Annotated in this window: 21 protein-coding genes; 8 read left to right on the top strand and 13 right to left on the bottom strand. The window is 60.9% G+C overall.

Annotated features, from left to right (window positions below; translation table 11 throughout):
• Positions 1–114: 114 nt before the first annotated feature.
• The 3 genes from ABCN01_RS01065 to ABCN01_RS01055 all read right to left on the bottom strand — a co-directional run bounded on the left by ABCN01_RS01065 (position 115) and on the right by ABCN01_RS01055 (position 2,064).
• Positions 115–750 (bottom strand): histidine phosphatase family protein, encoded by a 636-nt coding sequence (locus ABCN01_RS01065; RefSeq protein WP_342996946.1) that lies wholly within the window; start codon positions 748–750, stop codon positions 115–117.
• A gap of 17 nt (positions 751–767) precedes the next feature.
• Positions 768–1,310 carry a histidine phosphatase family protein gene (locus ABCN01_RS01060; protein WP_022095009.1) on the bottom strand — a complete coding sequence of 181 codons (543 nt, stop codon included), beginning with the start codon at positions 1,308–1,310 and terminating at the stop codon, positions 768–770.
• Between the two features lie 82 nt (positions 1,311–1,392).
• Positions 1,393–2,064, bottom strand: coding sequence for a nitroreductase family protein (locus ABCN01_RS01055; RefSeq protein WP_342996945.1), 672 nt, complete (start codon positions 2,062–2,064; stop codon positions 1,393–1,395).
• Between the two features lie 235 nt (positions 2,065–2,299).
• Here ABCN01_RS01055 and ABCN01_RS01050 point away from each other — a divergent pair, with 235 nt between their 5' ends.
• Together ABCN01_RS01050 and ABCN01_RS01045 are read left to right on the top strand one after the other, a co-directional pair.
• Entirely contained in the window at positions 2,300–2,902 is a 603-nt protein-coding gene (locus ABCN01_RS01050) for an HdeD family acid-resistance protein (protein WP_342996944.1), read from the top strand.
• Positions 2,903–3,385, top strand: a complete 483-nt coding sequence (locus ABCN01_RS01045) for a YaiI/YqxD family protein (protein ID WP_342996943.1) — start codon at positions 2,903–2,905, stop codon at positions 3,383–3,385.
• A gap of 132 nt (positions 3,386–3,517) precedes the next feature.
• Here the strand turns inward: ABCN01_RS01045 and ABCN01_RS01040 are convergent, their stop codons facing one another.
• A complete protein-coding gene (locus ABCN01_RS01040; protein WP_342996942.1) occupies positions 3,518–4,606 on the bottom strand; it encodes a putative manganese transporter in 1,089 nt (362 codons plus the stop codon).
• A gap of 171 nt (positions 4,607–4,777) precedes the next feature.
• On the opposite strand from ABCN01_RS01040, the gene ABCN01_RS01035 reads away from it, so the two are divergent.
• The 5 genes from ABCN01_RS01035 to ABCN01_RS01015 all read left to right on the top strand — a co-directional run bounded on the left by ABCN01_RS01035 (position 4,778) and on the right by ABCN01_RS01015 (position 10,408).
• Positions 4,778–5,746, top strand: coding sequence for a 3'-5' exonuclease (locus ABCN01_RS01035; protein WP_342996941.1), 969 nt, complete (start codon positions 4,778–4,780; stop codon positions 5,744–5,746).
• A 351-nt stretch (positions 5,747–6,097) separates the two neighbouring features.
• Positions 6,098–7,288 carry a hypothetical protein gene (locus ABCN01_RS01030; protein ID WP_342996940.1) on the top strand — a complete coding sequence of 397 codons (1,191 nt, stop codon included), beginning with the start codon at positions 6,098–6,100 and terminating at the stop codon, positions 7,286–7,288.
• A gap of 419 nt (positions 7,289–7,707) precedes the next feature.
• Entirely contained in the window at positions 7,708–8,073 is a 366-nt protein-coding gene (locus tag ABCN01_RS01025; RefSeq protein WP_055285819.1) for an ArsR/SmtB family transcription factor, read from the top strand.
• Between the two features lie 63 nt (positions 8,074–8,136).
• On the top strand, positions 8,137–8,355 hold the full coding sequence (locus ABCN01_RS01020) for a cation transporter (RefSeq protein ID WP_035137286.1): 219 nt from the start codon (positions 8,137–8,139) through the stop codon (positions 8,353–8,355).
• Positions 8,356–8,455: 100 nt separating this feature from the next.
• Positions 8,456–10,408, top strand: coding sequence for a heavy metal translocating P-type ATPase (locus ABCN01_RS01015; RefSeq protein ID WP_342996939.1), 1,953 nt, complete (start codon positions 8,456–8,458; stop codon positions 10,406–10,408).
• A gap of 281 nt (positions 10,409–10,689) precedes the next feature.
• On the opposite strand, the gene ABCN01_RS01010 is transcribed toward ABCN01_RS01015, so the two are convergent.
• From ABCN01_RS01010 to ABCN01_RS00970, 9 genes are all read right to left on the bottom strand, one after another.
• Positions 10,690–11,079 (bottom strand): metal-dependent transcriptional regulator, encoded by a 390-nt coding sequence (locus tag ABCN01_RS01010; protein WP_342996938.1) that lies wholly within the window; start codon positions 11,077–11,079, stop codon positions 10,690–10,692.
• A 187-nt stretch (positions 11,080–11,266) separates the two neighbouring features.
• Complete coding sequence (locus tag ABCN01_RS01005; RefSeq protein ID WP_342996937.1) at positions 11,267–12,037, bottom strand: Cof-type HAD-IIB family hydrolase; 771 nt, start codon at positions 12,035–12,037, stop codon at positions 11,267–11,269.
• 6 nt (positions 12,038–12,043) lie between these two features.
• Entirely contained in the window at positions 12,044–13,903 is a 1,860-nt protein-coding gene (locus tag ABCN01_RS01000; RefSeq protein WP_342996936.1) for an ABC-F family ATP-binding cassette domain-containing protein, read from the bottom strand.
• A gap of 163 nt (positions 13,904–14,066) precedes the next feature.
• Positions 14,067–14,939 carry a phosphate ABC transporter ATP-binding protein PstB gene (gene pstB / locus ABCN01_RS00995; RefSeq protein ID WP_342996935.1) on the bottom strand — a complete coding sequence of 291 codons (873 nt, stop codon included), beginning with the start codon at positions 14,937–14,939 and terminating at the stop codon, positions 14,067–14,069.
• Positions 14,936–15,862 carry a phosphate ABC transporter permease PstA gene (gene pstA / locus ABCN01_RS00990; protein ID WP_342996934.1) on the bottom strand — a complete coding sequence of 309 codons (927 nt, stop codon included), beginning with the start codon at positions 15,860–15,862 and terminating at the stop codon, positions 14,936–14,938. The genes pstB and pstA overlap by 4 nt, the downstream gene beginning before the upstream one ends.
• Entirely contained in the window at positions 15,855–16,763 is a 909-nt protein-coding gene (pstC, locus tag ABCN01_RS00985; RefSeq protein ID WP_342996933.1) for a phosphate ABC transporter permease subunit PstC, read from the bottom strand. The genes pstA and pstC overlap by 8 nt, the downstream gene beginning before the upstream one ends.
• A 24-nt stretch (positions 16,764–16,787) precedes the next feature.
• Complete coding sequence (locus ABCN01_RS00980) at positions 16,788–17,726, bottom strand: phosphate ABC transporter substrate-binding protein (protein WP_343014146.1); 939 nt, start codon at positions 17,724–17,726, stop codon at positions 16,788–16,790.
• A 295-nt stretch (positions 17,727–18,021) separates the two neighbouring features.
• On the bottom strand, positions 18,022–19,458 hold the full coding sequence (locus ABCN01_RS00975) for a M20 family metallopeptidase (RefSeq protein ID WP_342996931.1): 1,437 nt from the start codon (positions 19,456–19,458) through the stop codon (positions 18,022–18,024).
• A gap of 54 nt (positions 19,459–19,512) precedes the next feature.
• Positions 19,513–20,175: an HAD hydrolase-like protein gene (locus ABCN01_RS00970; protein ID WP_343014145.1), complete on the bottom strand. Its 663-nt coding sequence runs from the start codon at positions 20,173–20,175 to the stop codon at positions 19,513–19,515.
• 156 nt (positions 20,176–20,331) lie between these two features.
• On the opposite strand from ABCN01_RS00970, the gene ABCN01_RS00965 reads away from it, so the two are divergent.
• The gene (locus ABCN01_RS00965; RefSeq protein ID WP_342996929.1) at positions 20,332–21,192 is read left to right on the top strand and encodes a DegV family protein; all 861 of its coding nucleotides are present in this window, start codon (positions 20,332–20,334) and stop codon (positions 21,190–21,192) included.
• Positions 21,193–21,630: the final 438 nt, after the last annotated feature.

Genomic DNA, 21,630 nt, shown 5'->3' with positions numbered 1-21,630 from the left:
CAGCATAAAAATCGGCAGCCCAACAAACAGGGGGCGGAGATGCAGCAGGTACATGCATCTCCGCCCCTTTTGCGTCGAGAAGTTATGCCGACGACCCGTGCCGCCGCGCTCGCGTTATCCGCGCTGCGGACCCGCAGTAGCCACGAGCGGCTCAAGCCCCAGCTCGCGCGCGTAGTCTTCCTGCGTAAAGATCTCAACCAGTTCAAACGCATCCGTCGCATCATCAAACGCAAAGTGCAGCACCGAACAGTTGCCCGGCACGCGCTCGCGCTCGTCTGCCGCCGCGCCCCTCACGTGGTCCAAAAACTCCTTGATAGCCGAGCCGTGGCTTACCGCGAGCACGCACGTATGGTCCGGACGCTGCATAAGCTCGGTCAGCGTCGCCACCATGCGCTCGCGCACCTGCATCTGACCCTCGCCGCCAAACTGACGATAGAAATCGCGCCACGGGCGTTCGGGCATGAGCATCACACGCTCGGCCTCAAAGTCGCCAAAGAACCACTCACGCAGGCCGTCCAGGCGCTCGTACGCCAAGCCCGGCCACAAGTTGGCGATAGTCTGCTCGGTGCGATGAAGTGTGGAAGTGTAGGCATGATCGGGTTCAATGCCGCGCGCACGTAAGAACATGCCGGCACGCGCCGCCTGGTCGCATCCCAGCTGCGTGAGCGGCGAGTCACTCCAACCCTGAATAATGCGCTTAAGGTTGAATATTGTCTGCCCATGACGGACCAGATACAGGTCTTTATTCATAGGGGTCCTTTCGTTCGTTACCAATCAAGGAGCGAAAACGCACCGTCGCAATAGCCAAAATGAAGCACGGCACCGTTGTCGGGTAGCTCTCCCCTGCCAGTCACATACTCAAGAAACTCCTGGCAGGAAGAGCCGTGGGAGACTGCCAGCACACAGTCGTGCTGCGGCCTGGCCATGATGTGGGACAGCGCCGCGACCATGCGCGACTGGAGCTCGCCTTCAGACTCGCCACCAAAGGCCACCGGATAATCACCCCAGGGCTGCGGCGGCATCTCGCGATTTGATGTACCCTCCAGCGAGCCCAAATGCCACTCGCGCAGGTCATCGACCAGCTCTATCGAGCGGCCCTCACCAGCAATTAGCTCAGCCGTATGCCGCGCCCGGCCCAACGGGGAGGAATACACACGGTCAAAGGTCACGCCACGCGCCTCAAACGCCGCGCGCGTCGCCAGCGCCTGCTCGCGCCCGCGCGCCGTAAGCGGCGAATCGTGCCCACCCTGCAAAATGTTCTGCACATTGAGCTCAGTCTGCCCATGCCGCACCAAATACAAATCTGCCACACGTCCTCCCCTCGCACCACCGCAAAGGGGACAGGTACCTTTGTGGTGGTTTACCGCCGGATCACACCGCGGTGACGCTCAGCTACACCAGTACGTCGGCAAGCGGGCGCTTGGGTACGTGGTGCACCTGCGCCTCGTCGCGCCAGTAATTAATTGAGCCGTCGGGGTTGGAATCGATCGCATCGATCACCTGCGTCTCGGCCGGAACGCCAAACGCCATGATCAGCTTGAGCTCATACTTGTCGCTATCGAGCCCCATGGCATCGATCGCGTGGGGCGTAAAGGCCTTGAACATGCAGGCAGCCACCTCGGGCGTGGCGCTGCGGGCGGCGAGCATCATCGTCTGCGCGGCAATGCCCGTGTCGACCTCAGTAATAGGAGCGGCGGGCTTACCCGGAACGGCGCGCTCGGCAAGAATCGCGATGTAGCCGGTCGGGCGCTCGCCCTCGGCAGGACCCGGCCAATCCTTAAGCGCGCCGGCCCACGCAAGCTCATCAAATACGCGCGCGCAGTCCTCTGCACCGCTCACCACATGAAAACGAAGACGCTGAGCATTGGCACCACACGGAGCCAGGTGCGCCAGTTCCGCCAGCTCGAGCAAAAACTCGCGCGGCACGCGCATGGACTCGTCAAATCGGCGGCACGTGCGGGCGCGGCGGACCAGCGCGTCAAACGTGTCCAGGCCGAGCTTTTCGCAACCTTGCTTCGCCATCGACTCAGCGCTTACCGGCGCCGCGGGAACTGTTTCGTTCATAGGGACCCCCAATTTCGGGCAATTGTTCTTAGGAAAATCTAACCTAAAACGTAGGCAATAACGAACAGGGCTGCAATGTTCTACACCTGTTGAATAGAAAATCGCGACGTGGGGAACAACGGAAACAATTCGGGGCCTTTGGGTTACGTTTCGCCCTCCCCGACCCATACGCCAGCGCCTTTAGGCGATACTGGTTGTAACGATCAAGGCTTACGCCGCACAGAAAGGAGACATTATGGGCATCTTTAAGAACGATGACCAAAAAACGAGCCAGTTTGGATTTGACGAGAAAAGCATGGCGGGCAAAGCCGTCAAGGCCGTGCGCTGGATCTACGCCATCACGGGCGTCTTAGCGCTCATTGCTGGTATCGCGCTGCTTTTTGCACCCGCCAAGTCCCTCGTCTTTTTGACGACCGTCCTGGGCTTCTACTTTGTGATTACGGCAGCCATCAGGCTGTTCACTGCCATTTTTGAGCCGCTGCTGCCCACCGGCTGGCGCGTGACGAGCATCATCTCCAACCTACTCATTATCTTGGGCGGCGTCATAATCCTGCGCAACCAGGCCTTCTCGACCGCGACGCTCACCACGATGGTGGTTATCGTGGCCGGCTTTGGCTGGATTGTCGAAGGTGTCATGTCCATTCTGGAGTCCGAGCTTTCGTCCAACCGCGCCCTCGCCATCCTGAGCGGCGCACTCTCCATCATCGCCGGCATGTTCGTGTTTATCTATCCGCTGTGGTCGGCCAAGATGCTCGTCATCTTTAGCGGCGCCGCGCTGCTGGTGTTTGGCGTAACGCTGATTGTTCGTGCTATTCAATTTGGCAAACTGGTGCACTAGATGCCACGAACGCTCTTTATTGATGCAGACGCCTGCCCGGTCACGCGCGAGTCGATTGACTGCGCGCGGCGGGCGGGCGTCGCCGTTGTTATCGCCGGCAACAGCACGCAAAACCTGGAACGGCACATTCGCCGCGACGACCCGCGCGATGCCGAGCACGCGCGACGCGGATTTTGGGTCACGACGCTCGATGTGAGCGTGGGCGCCGACAGCGCCGACTTTGCCATTGTCGAACGCCTGCAGGCGGGCGACGTGGTCGTGACGCAGGACATTGGCTTGGCGAGCATGGTGCTCGGGCGCGATGCCGCCGCCATCGGTGTGCGCGGGCGCGTGTACGACAAGACGACTATCGACATGCAGCTGTTTATTCGCCACGAGGAAAAGAAGGTACGCCGCGCCGGCGGACGCACTCGCGGTCCGGCAGCATTTACCAGCGAAGATCGCGCCCGCTTTAAACGCAACCTCACTGAGCTGCTGCACTAACCAAGGTAGATTTTTGGGACATGCCTAAAAATCTACCTTTTTGTTTTGCCGATTGACGCGCATCCAACGCCCAGGTCATGGCGGTGGAATTTATGGCATGCCCTAGTTTTACGGCACGCCCCAAACATCCACTTAGAACCCAAAGGCGGAAAGGATAAGGCCCCAGCCGGCGCCGATGACGTACATCATGACCAGGATCACGGCGTTTTCGCGAGCGCTGCGGTTGGTGCGGAACAGAACCAGATAGCCCACGCCGGCGGAAATGAGCGTGCCGGCGAGCATCGGCGCCAGCTGTAGCGCGCCCTCCAGGTACAGCTGCGTAATGACCACGCTCGCCGAGCAGTTGGGGATCAGGCCGACGAGTGCCGAGCCCAGGACAGCGAGTGTCTCGTTGCCGCGCAGGAACTGCTCGATCGCGGACTCGCCGAACGTCTCGAGCACGGCGACCAGAATCAGCGTCACCAGAAAAATGAATACCGAGACCTGCACGGTGTGCGAGATCGCGCTGCGGATGATCGACAGGACAGGCGTCCCTTCGTGGGAGTGGGAGTGACCGTGACCATCATGGTGTTCATGCTCGTCCGCGTGACCATGGTCGTGGCTGTGGTCGTGCCCGTGCTCGTCCTCGTCTTCATCACAACCGCAATGGTCGCGCTCGCACAGCTCGTGGATGTGGTCGGCGCTCACGCCCGCCTCGGCCACCTCGTCGATGATGTCACCGCCGCTGTGGTCGTCGTGCGCGCAGTTCACGTGGGCCGGGTTGGCCGCGGTCCCCAGCACGGTACGGCGAATCGCCGCATGCGCGCGAACGTTACGACGCAGGCCGCGAATGGCAGCGTCCACGATAAAACCCGTGACCAGTGCGATCAGCGCTTTCGAAGCCAAAAGCATCGCCATAGTCTGCACGGGAACCTGCTCGGCAAGTAGCAGCGGCAGCATCTCGTCGGAGGTCGAAAGGAACACCGCCACCAACGTGCCCAAGGTCACGACACGGCCGGCGTACAGCGTTGCTGCCATGGCCGAAAATCCGCACTGCGGCACAATGCCCAGCAGCGAGCCAACCACGGGACCCGCAGCGCCGGCGCGCTTGATAGCGCCGTTGACGCGGTCGCCCGCGACGTGCTCCAAGGTCTCGAGGGCCAGATACGTCACCAACAAAAACGGCACCAGCGACAGCGTGTCCTTGCCGGCGTCGAGCAGAATATCAATCAGTAAATCCATGACGGATGGAGCCTTTCGTGTCTTTCGGCAGCATTGTAAAAGTCCTAGCGGTCAACTAGGGTATTGTAGTTGTCCCGGGCGCGGTGCCAATAGTTGCCCATGGTAAACTATCATCTCGCCATAACTCAGTAACCTCGAGCCGCACAACGCGGCCCGTCCAAGGAGTAGCATATGAACGTATCGCAAGCACTCGAATACGAGCGCCAGCCGTTTATCCCCATGTTTATCTACGGCGACCACGGCGCCATGGAGTCCGAGCGCCAGAAGGGCGAGGAGGCCCTCAAGGTGCTCGAGACCGAGTACTTTACCGCCGAGGGCGACCCCGGCTTCGACTTTGCCACCGTGCGCGACCTGGCCGACCGCAACCGCGACCTGTGCGACCAGATTGGCGAGGCGCGTCTGCGCAACGTGACGCCCGCGACGCTCTCGCGCGGCCTGTCCGATGCCGACACCTGCGCCGCCATCGGCAAGATGCAAAAGCGCACCGCCGCGTCCGTTATGCGCGAAATCCGCGGCGACCGCGAAGCGCTCGGCGTGGCGTACGCCCGCAAGCCCATCCAGGGCACCGTGCTCGGTATCGACATCGAGACCACCGGCCGTGCACCCGAGCGCGGCTATATCATCAACGTCGGCTGGGAGATCATGGACCTCACCAGCGACGCCGTTCCGCACGACGCCGAGGCGCACTACTGCGGCCTGCCCGACATCTACCGCGGCGAGGATGTGCCGTTGTCGAATATCCACCACATTACCTGGGACGACATCGACGGCAAAAAGCCATTCCGCGAGAACAAGGAACTGCAGAAGCAGCTGCTCAAGCTTATGAAGAAGTACCCGTACATGGCACACAACGCCGCCTTTGAGGACAGCTGGTTCAAGATCCACCTGGACGGCTACGCCGAGGCACGCCGCGCGGGTAAGATTATCGTCATCGACTCGCGCCAGATCTGCCGCAGCCTGGACGCCGACGTGCGCTCGCTCCCCCGCGAATCCGCGCCCGCCGCGCTCGAGAACTGGGCCCGCCGCCGCGGCACCCTCGCCGCCGACGCCAACGAGCAGCATCTGGGCCTGGACGACACCGACCTCATGCTCCGCACCGTCCAAGCCGAGTTCAACCTCAAGAGCCTATTTGCCAAGTAGAAACGCCTGCGACAAACTCCGGCGTAGATCACGAGCGGCCTCGCAGCGGGAAACCCCGCAGCGGGGCCGCCCTACGTTCCACAGATAGATCTGCCATCACAAATTCTGAACCCTCATTTTGAACGATTTCGGCCAATTCCCGACACGTAATTCGTTGTCGGATGGTGATGCATCACTATCAAATGTGCGGCAATTGAGTATTTATATGCTATAGCTAAGCTGCGAAAACTTTTATTTAGGGCCTACCAACCCATAATTGCGTCAAGCTTTTGGACAGCATTTGGCTAGACCTCTAAAACGACTTTTTCACTCAGCGCCATCAACACGGCATTAGCTGACACGATATATACCATGAGTATCGTATTGTCACATACCACTGCAAAAGCGGTCTACCAGGCCGCGCATTCGGTGTCTGCGAAAGGCATCAAGTCCTGTAACCCTGCCGCGATTTACGGATCATGTCCCACCGGAACGCTCCTTGACGCAGCCGCAGAATGGCTCACCAAACATGATGTTTCCCTCGGCGCAAATGATTCCCTCGAGGTGATGGTGTTTGATCGCAGGAATGCGCGCTATGCAATGAACTGTCAATGCCACGTTTCTTCAAAACGATTCTCGAACTCACGCTTTATAGAGCTCAAAGATGGCATCTTCGTTGTTGGCGTTGAGCTTTGCGCACTTCAGGCCGCCACCTATCTTTCTTTTCGCGAACTAGTGGAGTACTACTTTGAACTGTGCGGCGCTTATTCCCTTGGAACCGACTCTTCCACCTCCTATACCGAGCGTTTCGCGCTCACTTCGACCGAGAGGTTAAAGCAGTTCTTTAATTCCATTACCAGATGCGACGGTTTGGCCCTTGCCCGAAAGGCGATCCAATGTGTACGCGACGGATGCCGGTCTCCTATGGAAACGGCCTTTGTCATGATGCTAACGCTGCCCAAAAGCGAAGGAGGGCTTGGTATTAAGGGAGTTGAGACCGATTACGAGGTGCAGGTCACCGCTGCCGCGAAGAATCTCACGAGACGCAAGAAGTTCTTTATGGATGCGTATCTAAAGAAATCTCGCACAGACATTGAATACAACGGTTTTTATCATGACGCGGAAGGAGACCGCGCCATCGATGAGGAGCGCAAGAATGCACTTGCGTCCATGGGGTACGGAATCATCACCGTCAGCCGTTATTCCTTTATGCATGCCAGCTCTTTTGTTAGGGTCATGGAAGCAATCCAGCGGAAAGAGGGCGTACGCCCCTCGCGTCTGCCAAAAGACTTTCAAATCATGCAAGAGGACCTGAGACAGTTTGTGCTCAGGAGTTTTATAGAAGAGAAAAAGCGAATTCAGAAGCAGCTTCGCCAGGATTCCGAAGAGTGTCAACGAATCGACCTCGAAAAAGCAACACTCGAAGGCATCACGCTGGATGACCCAACAATTAATGAAGTTCCGGCAATCGATGACATGCAGACAGTCGAATCCGACAGCCCATCATTTGCCCAAACAAGCAGCCTCGCGCCCGAGGGCAGGATCTTCGGGGCCGGAAGCTAGACCGGCTAACAAGGTGGGCACCTTAGCGACGTGCAAAATTGCGAGTATTCAGCAGAGCCGGGTGTCTATCACCCTCGAGTGGATCCAAATGTGAAGCGAAATCACTCTTGCGTGAGAGCGTTAGGCAGCATTTGAGGAAGAACTCATCGGATTAACACCCTAAGATAACTCTTGAACTGCATTATATGGCCTGCAATAAATTAACGGACCCCCTATCGTTGCAGAATACTCCAATTTTTGCACGGCTCAGGGGCACCCACCCCGGCATCGGCTATCAAAACCGCTCAGTCCGGAATCTCATCCACTATTCCCCATCATTTTGTGCAACGAATTACCTGAACGTCATTGACATATGAACATACACTCATATAATCGGAAGCAAGTTATATGAGCGCATGTTCATATGAAAGGATATTGCAATGAGCATCCGCGTTGATGAAACGAAACCCGACATCGAGGCCACCGAACCCGCGATTCCCACCACCTGCTCGCCCGAGGACCTTCCCGACGAGGAGCTTCTCTACGACCTCGCCGACCTGTTCAAGGTCTTCAGCGACACCACGCGCATCAAGATCCTCTATGCCCTCATGGGCCGCGAGCTCTGCGTGGCAGACATCGCCGAAGCGACCGAAACCTCGCAGTCCGCGGTGTCGCACCAGCTGCGCACACTCAAGCAGTCGCACCTGGTTAAATTCCGACGCGACGGGCGCAATATCCTATACTCGCTCGCCGACGACCACGTCTACACCATGCTCAACCAAGGCATGAGCCACATCTGCGAATAGCGACCAACCACGGTACCAGCGCGGCCTGCACCCAAGCCGCAAATACAGAGAAAGGAACCCACCATGAAAAAGCAGTTTAAACTCGACGAGATCGACTGCGCCAACTGCGCGCGTGAGCTTCAGGACGAGCTGGCCAAGCTCGAGGGCGTCAAATCCGTGTCCGTCAACTTTATGACCCAGAAGCTGACGCTCGAGGCCGATGATGCTGAGTTCGACGAGGTGCTCAACCGCGTTGTAGAGTTTACGGCCGACGCCGAGCCGGACTGCGAGATCATTCTCTAGCCCAGGTTTACGCCAACCTGCAAGGCCGCGATTGCCGCGGCCTTTGCTCGCGAAATTATATGAGCGAGTGTTCATACATTCAAATGGGAGGATACGAGTCATGGCCACCGCCGACCCCAAGAAGAAAAAGAAGAAGCGCAAGAAGAAAGAGTCACTCGAGCATAAGCGCAACCGCATCCTGGTAGCGCTGGGCATTTTTGCCGTGGTGTACGCCCTCGATGAGCTTGGCACCCTCACCGCCGCATTCGGTACCCCGGGCGACATCTACGCCAGCTTTGTGCTGTTCCTCGTACCGTTTTTGATTGCCGGCTACGACGTGCTGCAAAAGGCATTCAATAACATCCGCCGCGGCAAGGCCTTCGACGAGAGTTTCCTTATGGCAGTCGCGACCATCGGCGCATTTGCCATGGTGCTCTTCCCCGATACCGACCCGCACATGGCCGAAGGCGCCGCCGTCATGCTGTTCTACCAGGTCGGCGAGCTGTTCCAGGCATACGCCGTGGGCAAGAGCCGCAAGTCGATCAGCGCCATGATGGACATCGCGCCCGACTACGCTAACGTCGAGCAGCCCGACGGCACGCTCGAACAGGTCTTTCCCGATGACATCGCCGTGGGCACCGTGATCGTGGTCAAGCCCGGCGAGCGCGTGCCTATCGACGGCGTCATCGTCGAGGGCGAAACCCAGCTCGACACCGCCGCGCTCACGGGCGAGTCAGTCCCCCGCCCCGCCAAGTCCGGCGACGATATCATCAGCGGCTGCATCAACATGACGGGCCTCATCCACGTGCGCACCACCAAGCCCTTTGGCGAGTCCACCGTCGCGCGCGTCTTGGAGCTCGTAGAAAACGCCAGCGAAAAGAAGGCGCGCACCGAAAACTTCATCACGCGCTTCGCCCGCGTCTACACGCCCGCCGTCACCGGCGCGGCCGCAGTACTCGCGCTCGGCGGCGGCTTGGTCACCGGCGCTTGGTCCGACTGGATTCTGCGCGGCCTGACCTTCCTGGTCGTCAGCTGCCCGTGCGCGCTCGTGATCAGCGTCCCGCTCAGCTTCTTTGGCGGCATCGGCGGCGCGTCCAAGCTGGGCGTCCTCATCAAGGGCTCCAACTACCTCGAGACGCTCGCCGATGTGGACACCGTCGTCTTTGACAAGACGGGCACCCTCACCAACGGCACGTTCTCGGTGGTCGCGGTGCACCCCGAGGCTGGATATACCGAGCAGTCGTTGCTCGAGGTCGCAGCCCTTGCGGAGTCGTTCTCCGATCACCCCATCGCGCAGTCCGTGCGTGTCGCCTACCAGGGCGAAGTCGACCCTAAGCGCGTTAGCGACTCCGCCAACGACGCGGGCCACGGCGTGACGGCAACCATCGACGGCAAGCACGTCGTCGTTGGCAACGCAAAGATGCTCGCCGCGGCCGGAGTCGAAGCGCCCGATTGCGAGGTCGTCGGTACGATCCTTCACGTGCTGGTCGATGGCATCTATGCCGGCCACATTGTAATTGCCGACACCGTCAAGGCCGATGCCGAGCAGACGATCAGCGACCTGCACGCCGCCGGCGTCAAGCGCACCGTCATGCTCACGGGCGACCGCGAGGAGGTTGCGGCGTCTGTGGCCAAGCAACTTAGTCTCGACGAGTTCCACGCGCAGCTGCTGCCGGGCGATAAGGTCGAGCGTGTTGAGGCGTTGCTCGCGGCCGAAAGCGGCAAGGGCAAGCTCGCCTTTGTCGGCGACGGTATCAACGACGCACCCGTGCTTACCCGCGCAGACGTTGGCATCGCCATGGGCGCTATGGGCTCGGACGCCGCAATTGAGGCGGCGGACGTCGTGCTCATGGATGACAAGCCGTCCAACATCTCCCGCGCGATCCGCGTGGCGCGCAAGACCATGACGATCGTTTGGCAGAACATCATCTTTGCACTGGGCATTAAGCTGCTGATTCTGGTGCTCGCGGCGCTGGGCATCGCCAATATGTGGCTTGCCGTCTTTGGCGACGTGGGCGTGGCGATCATCGCCATCCTAAACGCCATGCGCGCGATGGGTGTCAAGAACCTGTAGCGTTCGTGGGCTGTCCGGCCGGGGCCGGGTTTGGTTTTGAAAACGTCCTCGCGCATGAGGCCCGTCTTTCCTGCTCCTGCGGAGCAGCGGAAAGGCGGGCCTCGCGCTGCGGAGTGTTTTCAAAACCAAGCCCGGTCCCGGCCTGCGGTGACGTTGCTGGCGGTTCTTGGGCATCGCTTGCTGGCGGGGTTCCTTGTCTGAGTTGGAGTTAGTTGATGGGGCTACTGGTCCCGATCGCTGTCCCGCGCCTTTGGCGCGGGAGGCGCGCCGCTGCGGGAATGCTAGTCGGTCATTGTTGGCGCCGAAGCACCATCCCGCCTCAGCATCGACCTTAGCTTCTCGAAGCTCTCCTCGCTCAGGCAATGTTCCAGGTGGCAGCCCTCTTGCGAGGCAACCTCAGGCGCTACGCCTGCGTCCTCGAGCAGCCCTACAAAAAAGCAATGGCGCTCCCACATTTGGCGAGCGACCTCCAGACCGCGTTCCGTCAGATGCACATCGCGTTTGCCCATCTCCACGTAGCCGTTGCTCTCCAAGGTCGCCATGGCCTTGGAAACGCTCGCCTTGGTTACGCCCAGGTATTCGGCAACGTCAATCGATCGAACGATGCCTTGGTGCTTCGAGAGCACATAAATAGATTCGAGATAGTCTTCTCCGGATTCACGCAGGGCCATGGGCCGCCTTTCGCGATGGCTTCTAGTTAGCCTTTGGATACTTTCCACGGCTAACTTTACCGCAAAAGTTGCCCATGTCTTACTACTTTGTCTAAAAGTTAGCCGTGTTTCACAAAACGTGCGGGACGAAAACAAAATGGGGACGCCCCGCAAGGAGTGTCCCCAGGCGCCGGGTGCCGGCCCGCAGTTACATCAATCCAAAGTGCTTCGCGGCGTTGTAGATGCCGTCGTCGTCCACGGCAGTCGTCACATAGGTCGCCGCAGCTTTCACCGTGTCCTGTGCGTTGCCCATGGCCACGCTCGTGCCCACGGCGGCAAACATCGACAGGTCGTTCTCGCCGTCGCCAAAGGCAATCGCCTCGCTCGCGTCGATACCAAGCCGCTCGAGCGTCGCCGCCACGCCCAGGTCCTTGCCGCCGTTAGCGGGAATAATGTCGCAGAACAGGTCGCACCAGCGCGTGGTGAGCGAATGCGACACGGCGTCGGTCACGATATGTTCGTCGGCCGGGTCCACAAAGGCGCAGAACTGGTAGACCGGTGCGTCAAAGGCGTGCTCAAACGGCTCCTCGTGGTAGACGATTCCCGCGTTGCTGCCAGCCGTCACCACGCGCTCGGACAGGCGGTTCACAAACGAGTTCTCGCCCTGCATGCACAGCGAGTCGTAGCGTCCCTGCTCCACCTGGTTCACAATCACCGCGACGTCGTCCGAATCGATCGGGCAGCTGCGGTAAACCCCCTCGGCATCAAAGCAGTGCTGGCCCGAAAGCGTAATGTACGCATCCCAGCCCAGGTCGAACAGCCAGTCCGGCATCTGGTAGGTCGGACGGCCCGTGGCGATCACGCATGCGATCCCCTGCTCGTGAAAGCTGTCGAGCACCTGCTGCGCCGACGCCGGAATCCGGTGCGTCTTAAAGCTCAGCAACGTACCATCGATATCGAAAAACGCGGCTTTGATCATCCTCGTCTACTCATCGCCCTCGAGCTTTTCGCTCGCCTCGAGCCACGCCATCTCCAGCTCGTCCATGGCGGCGTGGGCCTCGTCGATCTTTGTCTGCTGCTCGCCCAGCGCCGTGTAGTTGGTGGGGTCGACCTGAGCCATCGCTGCCTCGGCCTCCTCCACGCGAGCGCGCTGCGTCTCCATCTTGCGCTCGAGCGAGCTCACCTCGCGGCGGAGCTTCTGGCGCTCGGCGTTGGACAGGCCGTTGGGCTGACCGCTCGACTTGGGCTTGTCGGCCGAAACCGCCGCGGCGCCGGTGTCGAACGTGCCGGTTTTGGCGCTCGGCGCGCCCACGGGCTCGCCCTCGGCCGTGGCGTTGCACAGGCGCAGGTACTGGTCGACGCCGCCGGGCATATGCGTCAGATGACCGTCAAGCAGCGCCCACTGCTGGTCGGTCACGCGCTCCATGAGGAAACGGTCGTGCGTCACCAGAATCAGCGTGCCCGGCCAGCCATCGAGCAGGTCCTCGACAATCGCCAGCATGTCGGTATCGAGGTCGTTGCCCGGCTCGTCCAGGATAAGCACGTTGGGCTCGTCCAGGATCGTCAGCAGCAGCGACAGGCGACGGCGCTGGCCGCCCGAAAGATCACCGATGCGGCTCCAGAGCTGCTGCGTCGTAAAGCCCAGGCGCTCGCAAAGCTTCTCGGGCGAGGTCTCCTTGCCGTCAATGACGTAATACTTCTTATAGTTGCTGAGCACCTCGCGGATCGTGTCGCCCATGTAGGGCTCGAGCTCCTCGAGCTGCTGCGACAGCACGCCAAAGCGCACCGTCTGGCCAATCTTCACGCGGCCGCGCAGGGGCGCGATCTTGCCCTGAATCACGTCGAGCAGCGTCGACTTGCCGGCGCCGTTCTCACCCAAAAGACCATAGCGGTCGCCCGCACCAATGAGCCAGGTCACATTGGAGAGCACCTGCTTGGGCGCGCCGCCGGCATCCGCATAGCCGGCGTCCACGTCGATCACGTCGATGACCTGCTTGCCCAGGCGGCTCACGGCGAGGCGCTTGAGCTCCAGTTCGTCACGCACGGGCGGCACGTCGGCGATGAGTTCGCGAGCGGCATCCACACGAAACTTGGGCTTGGTGGAGCGCGCCTGGGCACCGCGGCTCAGCCACGCGAGCTCCTTGCGCGCCATGTTGCGACGACGCTCCTCGGTGACGGCGGCCATGCGGTCGCGCTCCACGCGCTGCAGGATGTAGGCCGAGTAGCCGCCCTCGAAGGGGTCGACCCGGCCGTCGTGAACCTCCCACATGCTGGTGCAGACCTCGTCCAAGAACCAACGGTCGTGCGTGACCACGAGCATGGCGCCCTGACCGCGCTGCCAGCGGGCCTTTAAGTGACGCGCAAGCCAGTTGATGGTGCGCATGTCCAGGTGGTTGGTGGGCTCGTCGAGCATGAGCACGTCGTAGTCGCCGATCAGCAGGCGCGCGAGGTCCACGCGGCGGCGCTGGCCACCCGAAAGCTCGCCCACCGTGCCCTCCCAGGGCACATCGCTGATGAGGCCGGCGAGGATCTGGCGCGTGCGGGGGCTCGACGCCCACTCGTACTCGGGCGTGTCGCCGACGACGGCATGGTGCACGGTGTCGGTGTCGACAAGCTGGTCCTTTTGGCCGAGCAGACCGATCGTGGTGCCGCGGCGATGCGTCACGCGGCCATCGTCGGGCTCCAGCGTGCCGGCGAGCACGCTCAGCAGCGTCGACTTGCCGTCGCCGTTTTTACCGACGATGCCAATACGGTCGCCCTCGCCCACGCCGAGCGTTACGCTATCGAAAATATGCTTGGTGGGAAACTCTAGGCTGACGGAATCGCATCCCAAAAGAATCGCCATATGCCCTGCTCCTTCGTAGAAATTCAACGTTGTCCATGATAGCAGCGAAAAGGCGGGCCGCACACGACACAAAAAGGCGGGCCATCTCGCAAAAGAGATGACCCGCCCCTCCAATCAGTCCCGTGGCGACCGTGGCCACCGCGGGCCTCAAGCATGTCCCGGACTAGGAGAACATGCCGGTGAGGTAATCATTCAGCCGCTTATCCTTGGGCCGCTGGAAAATCTCGTCGGTCTCGTCGTACTCGACCATATCGCCCATGTAGAAGAACGCCGTGCGGTTGGATACACGCGACGCCTGCTCCATGTTGTGCGTCACGATGACGATGGCGCGCTCTGCCACAAGCGACGACATAAGGTCCTCGATCGCCAGCGTCGAGATGGGGTCAAGCGCCGAGCAGGGCTCGTCGAACAGAATCACGTCGGGGTTGAGCGCCAGCGTGCGTGCAATGCACAGGCGCTGCTGCTGACCGCCCGAAAGCGCATAGGCACTCTTGTCGAGCTTGTCCTTGACCTCGTCCCACAGCGCCGCGCCGCGCAGGCTCTCCTCGACCATGCGGTCGAGCTCGTCACGGTCGGTGATGCCGTGGCGCTTAGGCGCAAACGTGATGTTGTCGCGAATGGACTTGCGGAAAGGGTTGGGCTGCTGGAACACCATGCCAATGGAGCGACGCAGCTCATAGGTGTTCTCGGCCTTGGTGTTCACGTTGCGCCCGCGGTAGTTGATCTCGCCCTCCACGCGGCAGCCGCGAATCTCGCGATTCATCAGGTTGAGGCTACGCAAGAAGGTCGACTTGCCGCAGCCCGAAGGCCCGATGAGCGCCGTGATCTCGCCCTTGTGAAAGTCGAGCGACGTATCGTGCAGCGCATGGTGGTCGCCATAGTACACGTTGACGTCCTTGGTGGAGAGCACGACCTCGTCGCTCACGGCCTTGCCGCTTACGCGCACGCGCTTCTCGCTCTCCCCCACGCTCGACAGAAAATCCTGAGTCTCGGACGATGTCGCTTCGGTTGCGGGCGTTGCATTCATCTCGCTCATTCGGCCGTCATCTTCCTTGCCAGTTGCTTGCCCACGATACGGGCGACTACGTTAAACAGCAGCACGCAGATCATCAGCAGTGCGGCGGTGCCCCAGACGATCTGCTGTGCCTCGGGGCTGCCCTCGCCGTAAATCTTGTAAATATGCACGGCGAGCGACTCACCGGGGCGGAACACGTTCCAGGCGCAGGTGGGGCTCGAAAGGTTAAAGCTCAAGAAGTTCAGCCGCACCGGCGAGCTCATGCCCGAGGTAAAGAGCAGTGCCGCGGCCTCGCCAAAGACGCGGCCGGCCGAAAGCACGATGCCGGTCACGATGGCGGGCATGGCCTCGGGGATCAGGATGTGCAGTGTGGCCTCCCAGCGAGTGAGGCCCATGGCCAGGCACGCATCGCGCTGGGCCTGCGGCACGTCCTCGAGCGCCTGCTGAATCACGCGCACCAGGATGGGGATGTTGAACATGGTGAGCGCGACGGCGCCGGAGATGATGGAGTACTTCCAGCCCAGCTGCACCGAGAATACCAGGAATCCGAACATGCCGACGACAATGGAAGGCAGCGAGGACAGCGTCTCGATGGCGGTGGAAGCGATGTCGCGGATGGGGCCGTCCGGCGCGTACTCAACCAAAAAGACCGCGCCGCCCAGGCTGATGGGCACCGAGATGATCAGAGTGATCAGCAGCAGATAGAACGAGTCGAACAGCTGGTAGAGTACGCCGCCCTGAGTTCCGTTGGCGCGCGCGGGCTGCGTGAGGAAGCCCGGCTGGAACAGCGTCGAGATACCCTCGAACAGGATATAGGCCACCATGGAAACGACGATGAGCATGACGATGGCGGCGATCGCCGTCAGCACGCCCGTGGCGATGCGGTCCTGTTTTTGGACACGCCCGAGTCTCGCCTCGTCGATGTGGATGTGCGTGCTAGCCACGAGCCTTCGCCCCCTTGCGGCCAATGAGATGGATGATCAGGATGAAGATGAGGCTCATGCCCATCAACAGCAGACCAAGCGCCCACAGAACATCGTCCTGGGCCGAGCCCTCGGCATAGACCGCCATGGACGTGGTGAGCGTGATGGTGATGGTCGAGGCCGGCGACAGCAGCGACGTCGGCATGGCCTCAATACCGCCGATGACCATGCGCACGGCGAGCGTCTCGCCAAAGGCGCGCGTCATGCCAAGGATGACCGCAGTCATGAGCGACGGCATGGCGGACTTGAGCACCACGTGCCAGATGGTCTGCCAGCGGGTGTAGCCCAGCGCGAGCGAGCCCTGACGGTAGCCGTCGGGCACGGCGCGCAGGCCATCGACCGAAAGCGTGGTCATCGTCGGCAGGATCATGACGGCCAGCACGATGGCGCCGGGCAAGATGCCCAGACCCGTGCTCACATGGAAAACGCTCTTCATAAGGCCGACGACCACGTGAAAGCCAATAAGGCCAAAGACGACCGAGGGAATACCGGTCAAAAGCTCAATAAGCGGCTGAAAGATCTTGGAACCAAACTTAGGGCTAATCTCGACCGCAAAGATGGCAGAGCCGATGGCGATGGGCAGCGCGATGAGCGTGGAGAGCACCATGACCGCAAACGAGGTGACGATCAGGGGCAGGGCGCCGGTGTAGGGCAGGCCGTTTTTGGCCGTGTTGGCCAGGTCCCACTTGGTGCCGGTGAAGAACTCGACGACCGAGACGCCGTCCTTGATAAAAGCCGAGAGGCCCTTTTGGGCGACCATAAAGATGAGCGCGGCAACGACAAGCGTCACGAGCGCAACGCACGCGCCCGTGACGCCCAGGCCCACGTTCTCAAGGTCGCGCTTTGGCAGCTGTTTTGCCATTGCAAACCTTTCCGGGGCGATTACTTATTTAGCGGAGACCTTGCCGCTGGCGTCCTTGACGACCTTCATGGCAGAGACGGGGATGAAGCCCTGCTCCTCGACGAGCTTGCCCTGGACGTCGTCGGAGAGCATAAACTCCAGGAAGGCCTTGGTGGCCTCGTCGGCGTCCTTGGAGCAGTACATGTGCTCGGTCGCCCAGATCTTGAAGGAGTCGTCGGTGACGTTCTTGCTCTTGGGCTCGACGCCCTCGACCTTGATGGCGTTGAACTTGGAGTCATCGAAGTGCGAGAAGTCGAGGTAGGAGATGGCGTTGTCGGTACTGCCCATCTGAGTCTGGACATCGCCGGACTTGTCGAGCTCGGCGTCGCCCTTAAAGTCGACGGCCTCGTCGCCAAAAACGGCGGCCTCGAAGGTGGCACGGGTGCCGGAGCCAGCCTTGCGGTTGAGAACGACGATCTTGACGTCGTCGCCGCCGACCTCCTTCCAGTTGGTGATCTGGCCGGAGAAGATACCCTTGAGCTGCTCGAGGGACAGGTCGTCGACCGTCACGTTCTTGGAGACGACGGGACCCATGCCAACGACGGCGACCTCGTGGTCGACGAGATTCTTGACCTGGTCGGCCTCGAGCTTGGTCTCGGCGAAGACGTCGGAGTTACCGATGGTGACGGTGCCAGCGGCGACAGCGGTCAGACCCTTGCCCGAACCGTTGCCCGAGCCGGAGATGGAGACGTCGGGGTTGGCATCCATGAACTTCTCGGCAGCAGCCTCGACGAGAGCCTGGAACGAGGAGGCACCGTCGTAGGTCACCTCGCCGGAGACGGACTCGGCAGCGGCGGCGCTACCCTTGTCGGCGGCACCGGAGGCACCTGAGCCGCCGCACCCAACGAGACCGAGACCGACGATGCTGGCAAGACCACCAGCGAGGCCGAGGAACTGACGACGAGAATAAGCCTGATCGAGCATGATCTTCCTTTCATACATGCGACTCGCGGGCACCCTGCCCGCTTTGCTGTTTGGAAAGATACGGCCTCGATCGGGCGACGACCGCCTTATCTGCGGTTTCTTACGGCCATTTGATAGACCCTTACCGCAAGCGCGGCCCAGCCTTTACAAACGGATAACAATCCCGCTGACAAGCATGGCCCGCCTTTTACACCGATAAAAAAGAAGTTGCGGTGAAATAGTTCCTGTTTGGCTGTTAGGCAGCCGATTCTAGGAACTATTCCACCGCAACTTAGATTGGCAAAACGCCGCAACCTTAAAGCTCGAGCTCGTTGAGCCTTAAGATCGCAACAATATAGATCTTGAGCGCTTGCTTGAGCTGTTCCTCGTTGGCGCACTCGTTGGGGCCGTGCATCTGGCCGCCCCATGCGGGCAGCTCCAGGCCGGTTTCCTCGGGGCCAAATGAGACGGCGCGGGCAAAGTTGCGTGCGTACGTGCCACCGCCCATGGCGAAGGGCTCGGCGTGCTTACCCGTAAACTCGTTATAAGTGTCAATCAGCGCCTTTACGGCCGGATCGTCAGCAGAGACCGAGAACGGCACCTTGGTACGACCCACGCGATACGTCACACCAAAGCGGCCCACGAGCGGCTCGAGCTGCTCGCAGATGGTATCGGCGCTCGTGCTGTCGGGGAAACGCACGTCGATGACCTGCTCAATGTGGCCATCCGCCACGCGGATGACGCCGGGGTTGCAGGTGAGCGGGCCAAACGCGGGGCTCGTCGCGTCGATACCCAGGCCGCGGCCATAGGCGTCCGCATGCACAAAGGCCAGAAACTTGACAAACTCGTGCTCGGCAGGCGTCAGCAGGCGCTCGTCGCGCGCACCAAACGCGTCCTCGGCCTCGCGCAGGTACGTCACGATCAGGCCGACGGCATTGATCGTTCCCTCAGGCATCGAGGCATGACCGCCAATGCCGTGGGCGAAAATCTGCGCATGCCCGTTATCGAGTGCCGTAATCTCCAGGCGGTCGGCGTTCTCAACGGGCGCCGGCAGCTCATCGGCGGCAATCGCAAGCTCGCAGGTAGACTGCGACGGAATGGCGTTGCTCGCCTCGGCACCGCTCCACGACACAATGCGCCCGCCGTCAATCTTGGAGCTCACAAACGTCGCCCCAAACTGGCCCTTCTCGGCATTGCAGACCGGGAACTCGGCATCGGGTGTAAACAGAAAGTCGGGGTTTGCATAGTTCTCCAGATAATGGTGAACGTCGGACATGCCCACTTCCTCATCGCAGCCCAGCAGCGCGCGGAAGGTATAGCGCGGCACGATGCCGTGCTTGAGCAGATAGGCACCGGCGTAGAGCGACAGCACCGCCGGACCCTTGTCGTCGATCACGCCGCGACCGAGCAGCCAGCCCTCGCGACGCTCCATCGCAAACGGGTCGGTGTTCCAACCAGGGCCGGCGGGCACCACGTCCACATGGCAGATGGTCGCGAGCTGTTTGTCGCCGCGGCCCGGAATATCGGCAATGCCCACATAGCCCTCGTCGTCGCTCGTCTGGTAGCCGAGCTTCTGCGCGATGCCGAGCGCGCAATCGAGCGCGTCACGGACCGGGCGGCCAAACGGCGCGCCGGGCTCCGCATCGGCGGAAACTGCCACGGACGGATAACTCACCAGCCGCTCGATATCGGCGACGACATCCTCCCAGACCTCGTCGACATACTCGGTAACGCTCTGCTCCACCTGATTCATGGACGACCTCCTTACCAATGAGGGGCGAACGTGCCCGCCCCTCACATCACATACTTATATAGCGAAAAGTTTAGCAAGCTCGGCCACCGAGTGCACCACCGCATCGGCGCCCGCGGCCTCGTGCTCCCCCGGCGCCGCCGCGCCCGAATAGATGCCGATGCACGGCACACCCATCGCGTGCGCGCCCTCCACATCGTTAAAGCGGTCGCCGATCATCACGGCCTCGTCGGCCGTCGCACCGAGCGCCGCCAGCGCATCGCGGACCGAATCTGCCTTGGTCTCGCGCCCCTGCGGCGGATTCATGCCAACCACGGCTTCGAACTGGCAAAGCCCCAGCTCATGCACCATGTCAATGCACTTTGCTTCCATGCGCGACGTCGCGACCGCCATGCGATGCCCCTGCGCGGCAAGGCCGTCGAGCAGCTCAGGGATTCCATCGAACACGGGGTACTCTTCCGGTCCCAGCTCATCAAAAAAGGCACGGTACTCGTCGGCCACCACAAGCGACTCCTCGCGCGTAAAGCCGTAAAAGTCGTGGAAGCTCTTCCACAGGGGCGGCCCGATCATGCGGCGCAGGTCACCTATCTGCGCCTCCGAAAACCCGCGCGCAGCCAGCGTCTTGCGCGTCGAGGTCATCACCGCCCGGCCCGTATCGGCTACCGTGCCATCAAAATCAAGCAGCACAATCGGCCGCCTGCATATCTCCAGTGCCTCCATCGGCATCCCTCTTCCCCAGTTGATGATTTCCACACCGACACTTCAAACTGTTGACTATTCAACAATTGAACCTAGTAATGTGGAATGACTCTACTATACTTGTCGCACTTTGCTCTCAGAAGGCGGCGCGCAAACGCCCCAACGAAAGGTGCAATTATGTCTTTTGCCATCATAACCGACTCCACGTCGGACATCTCCCCCGCCCGCGCCCAAGAGCTCGGCATTTACGTGATTCCACTGCATGTGATTATCGAGGGCGAGGACCTGCTCGACCAGGTACAGATCACCGCCGAGGAGTACGTCGCCCGCATGGCCGGCTCCGAGCAGCTGCCGCACACCTCGCAGCCGAGTGCCGGCGAGTTCAAGGCGCTGTTTGACCGCGTGCGCGCCGATGGCCACGACAGCGCGATCTTTATCTCGCTGTGCAGCGAGTGGTCCGCCTGCTATTCCAACGCATGCCTGGTGGCTGACACCCACGAGCTCGACGTGCGCTGCATCGACTCGCGCACCGGCTCGGGTGCCGAGGGCCTGCTGGTGGAGTACGCGCTGGCCATGCGTGAGAACGGCCGCAGCCTGGACGAGACCGAGGCGCAGATCCGAGCGACACTGCCCGACGCCCACCTGCTGCTGATTCCCCGCACACTCGAGAACCTCGTTAAGAACGGCCGCGCCCCCAAGCTCGCCGGCCAGCTGACGCAGATGCTCAACATTCGCCTGGCCGTTTCGCCGGAGTGGCAGTCGGGCGAAATCAAGGCCATCAAGAAGGGTCGCGGCGCCAAGCGCATCGTCGCCAACACCATGGCAGACTGCCTCGCGTTTTTGGTCGAGCATCCGGGCTCGAGCGTACGCGTGCTCACGACCGGCGCCGCCGAGGAGCAGGAGCTCGTCAACGAGGCGCTCGCGGGCCAGGACTACGTAGACGCCGGCACCGGCCCCATCGGCTGCACCATCGCCACCCATGTAGGCGTCGACGCCATCGCCATCAGCTACTGCCCCCGCTACCAGCCAACTCGCTAGGGACGCCCACATCAGTTGCGGTGAAATAGGGACTGTTTTTGGCTTATCAGCCGCAAATCAATCCCTATTCCACCGCAACTTTTTAATGTGCCATCCACATACAAGATATTTATTGGCGATCGGCACATTCCCAGCTGCTTGGGGAGCTTTGATTGGCTCCGAACGATACCCGGTGGGCAAAAAATGGCAAATATGAGTACTGTTACCGATTTAGTATCAGCAAAATCTGGCTGGATTTGCCATCTTCCACCGATTTCAAGCGCCATAAAGCACCGAATCGTCGCGTTTAGGGAGTTGGATATACTAAATCTCAGTCAATTGGTTTTAAATACTTTAAAGATGATATGTTGCTAACCAAGCAACAGTACTCATATTTGCCATTTTTTGCCCACCGGGTTTATTTGAGGGCAGCCCCCGCGTCTCCAACCCGCCTCATAG

Origin of the sequence: Collinsella aerofaciens, assembly GCF_039062365.1 — a bacterium.
In the GTDB taxonomy this organism is placed as follows: Bacteria; Actinomycetota; Coriobacteriia; order Coriobacteriales; family Coriobacteriaceae; genus Collinsella.
The sequence above is the reverse complement of the archived record's forward strand: the minus strand, read 5'-3'. Positions and strand labels throughout refer to the sequence as shown.

Excerpts from the sequence above, each read along its gene's own strand:
- ABCN01_RS01065 (WP_342996946.1), bottom strand. The coding sequence starts at position 750 with ATGAATAAAGACCTGTATCTGGTCCGTCATGGGCAGACAATATTCAAC.
- ABCN01_RS01055 (WP_342996945.1), bottom strand. The coding sequence starts at position 2,064 with ATGAACGAAACAGTTCCCGCGGCGCCGGTAAGCGCTGAGTCGATGGCG.
- ABCN01_RS01050 (WP_342996944.1), top strand. The coding sequence starts at position 2,300 with ATGGGCATCTTTAAGAACGATGACCAAAAAACGAGCCAGTTTGGATTT.
- ABCN01_RS01045 (WP_342996943.1), top strand. The coding sequence starts at position 2,903 with ATGCCACGAACGCTCTTTATTGATGCAGACGCCTGCCCGGTCACGCGC.
- ABCN01_RS01040 (WP_342996942.1), bottom strand. The coding sequence starts at position 4,606 with ATGGATTTACTGATTGATATTCTGCTCGACGCCGGCAAGGACACGCTG.
- ABCN01_RS01035 (WP_342996941.1), top strand. The coding sequence starts at position 4,778 with ATGAACGTATCGCAAGCACTCGAATACGAGCGCCAGCCGTTTATCCCC.
- ABCN01_RS01030 (WP_342996940.1), top strand. The coding sequence starts at position 6,098 with ATGAGTATCGTATTGTCACATACCACTGCAAAAGCGGTCTACCAGGCC.
- ABCN01_RS01025 (WP_055285819.1), top strand. The coding sequence starts at position 7,708 with ATGAGCATCCGCGTTGATGAAACGAAACCCGACATCGAGGCCACCGAA.
- ABCN01_RS01020 (WP_035137286.1), top strand. The coding sequence starts at position 8,137 with ATGAAAAAGCAGTTTAAACTCGACGAGATCGACTGCGCCAACTGCGCG.
- ABCN01_RS01015 (WP_342996939.1), top strand. The coding sequence starts at position 8,456 with ATGGCCACCGCCGACCCCAAGAAGAAAAAGAAGAAGCGCAAGAAGAAA.
- ABCN01_RS01010 (WP_342996938.1), bottom strand. The coding sequence starts at position 11,079 with ATGGCCCTGCGTGAATCCGGAGAAGACTATCTCGAATCTATTTATGTG.
- ABCN01_RS01005 (WP_342996937.1), bottom strand. The coding sequence starts at position 12,037 with ATGATCAAAGCCGCGTTTTTCGATATCGATGGTACGTTGCTGAGCTTT.
- ABCN01_RS01000 (WP_342996936.1), bottom strand. The coding sequence starts at position 13,903 with ATGGCGATTCTTTTGGGATGCGATTCCGTCAGCCTAGAGTTTCCCACC.
- pstB (WP_342996935.1), bottom strand. The coding sequence starts at position 14,939 with ATGAGCGAGATGAATGCAACGCCCGCAACCGAAGCGACATCGTCCGAG.
- pstC (WP_342996933.1), bottom strand. The coding sequence starts at position 16,763 with ATGGCAAAACAGCTGCCAAAGCGCGACCTTGAGAACGTGGGCCTGGGC.
- ABCN01_RS00980 (WP_343014146.1), bottom strand. The coding sequence starts at position 17,726 with ATGCTCGATCAGGCTTATTCTCGTCGTCAGTTCCTCGGCCTCGCTGGT.
- ABCN01_RS00975 (WP_342996931.1), bottom strand. The coding sequence starts at position 19,458 with ATGAATCAGGTGGAGCAGAGCGTTACCGAGTATGTCGACGAGGTCTGG.
- ABCN01_RS00970 (WP_343014145.1), bottom strand. The coding sequence starts at position 20,175 with ATGGAGGCACTGGAGATATGCAGGCGGCCGATTGTGCTGCTTGATTTT.
- ABCN01_RS00965 (WP_342996929.1), top strand. The coding sequence starts at position 20,332 with ATGTCTTTTGCCATCATAACCGACTCCACGTCGGACATCTCCCCCGCC.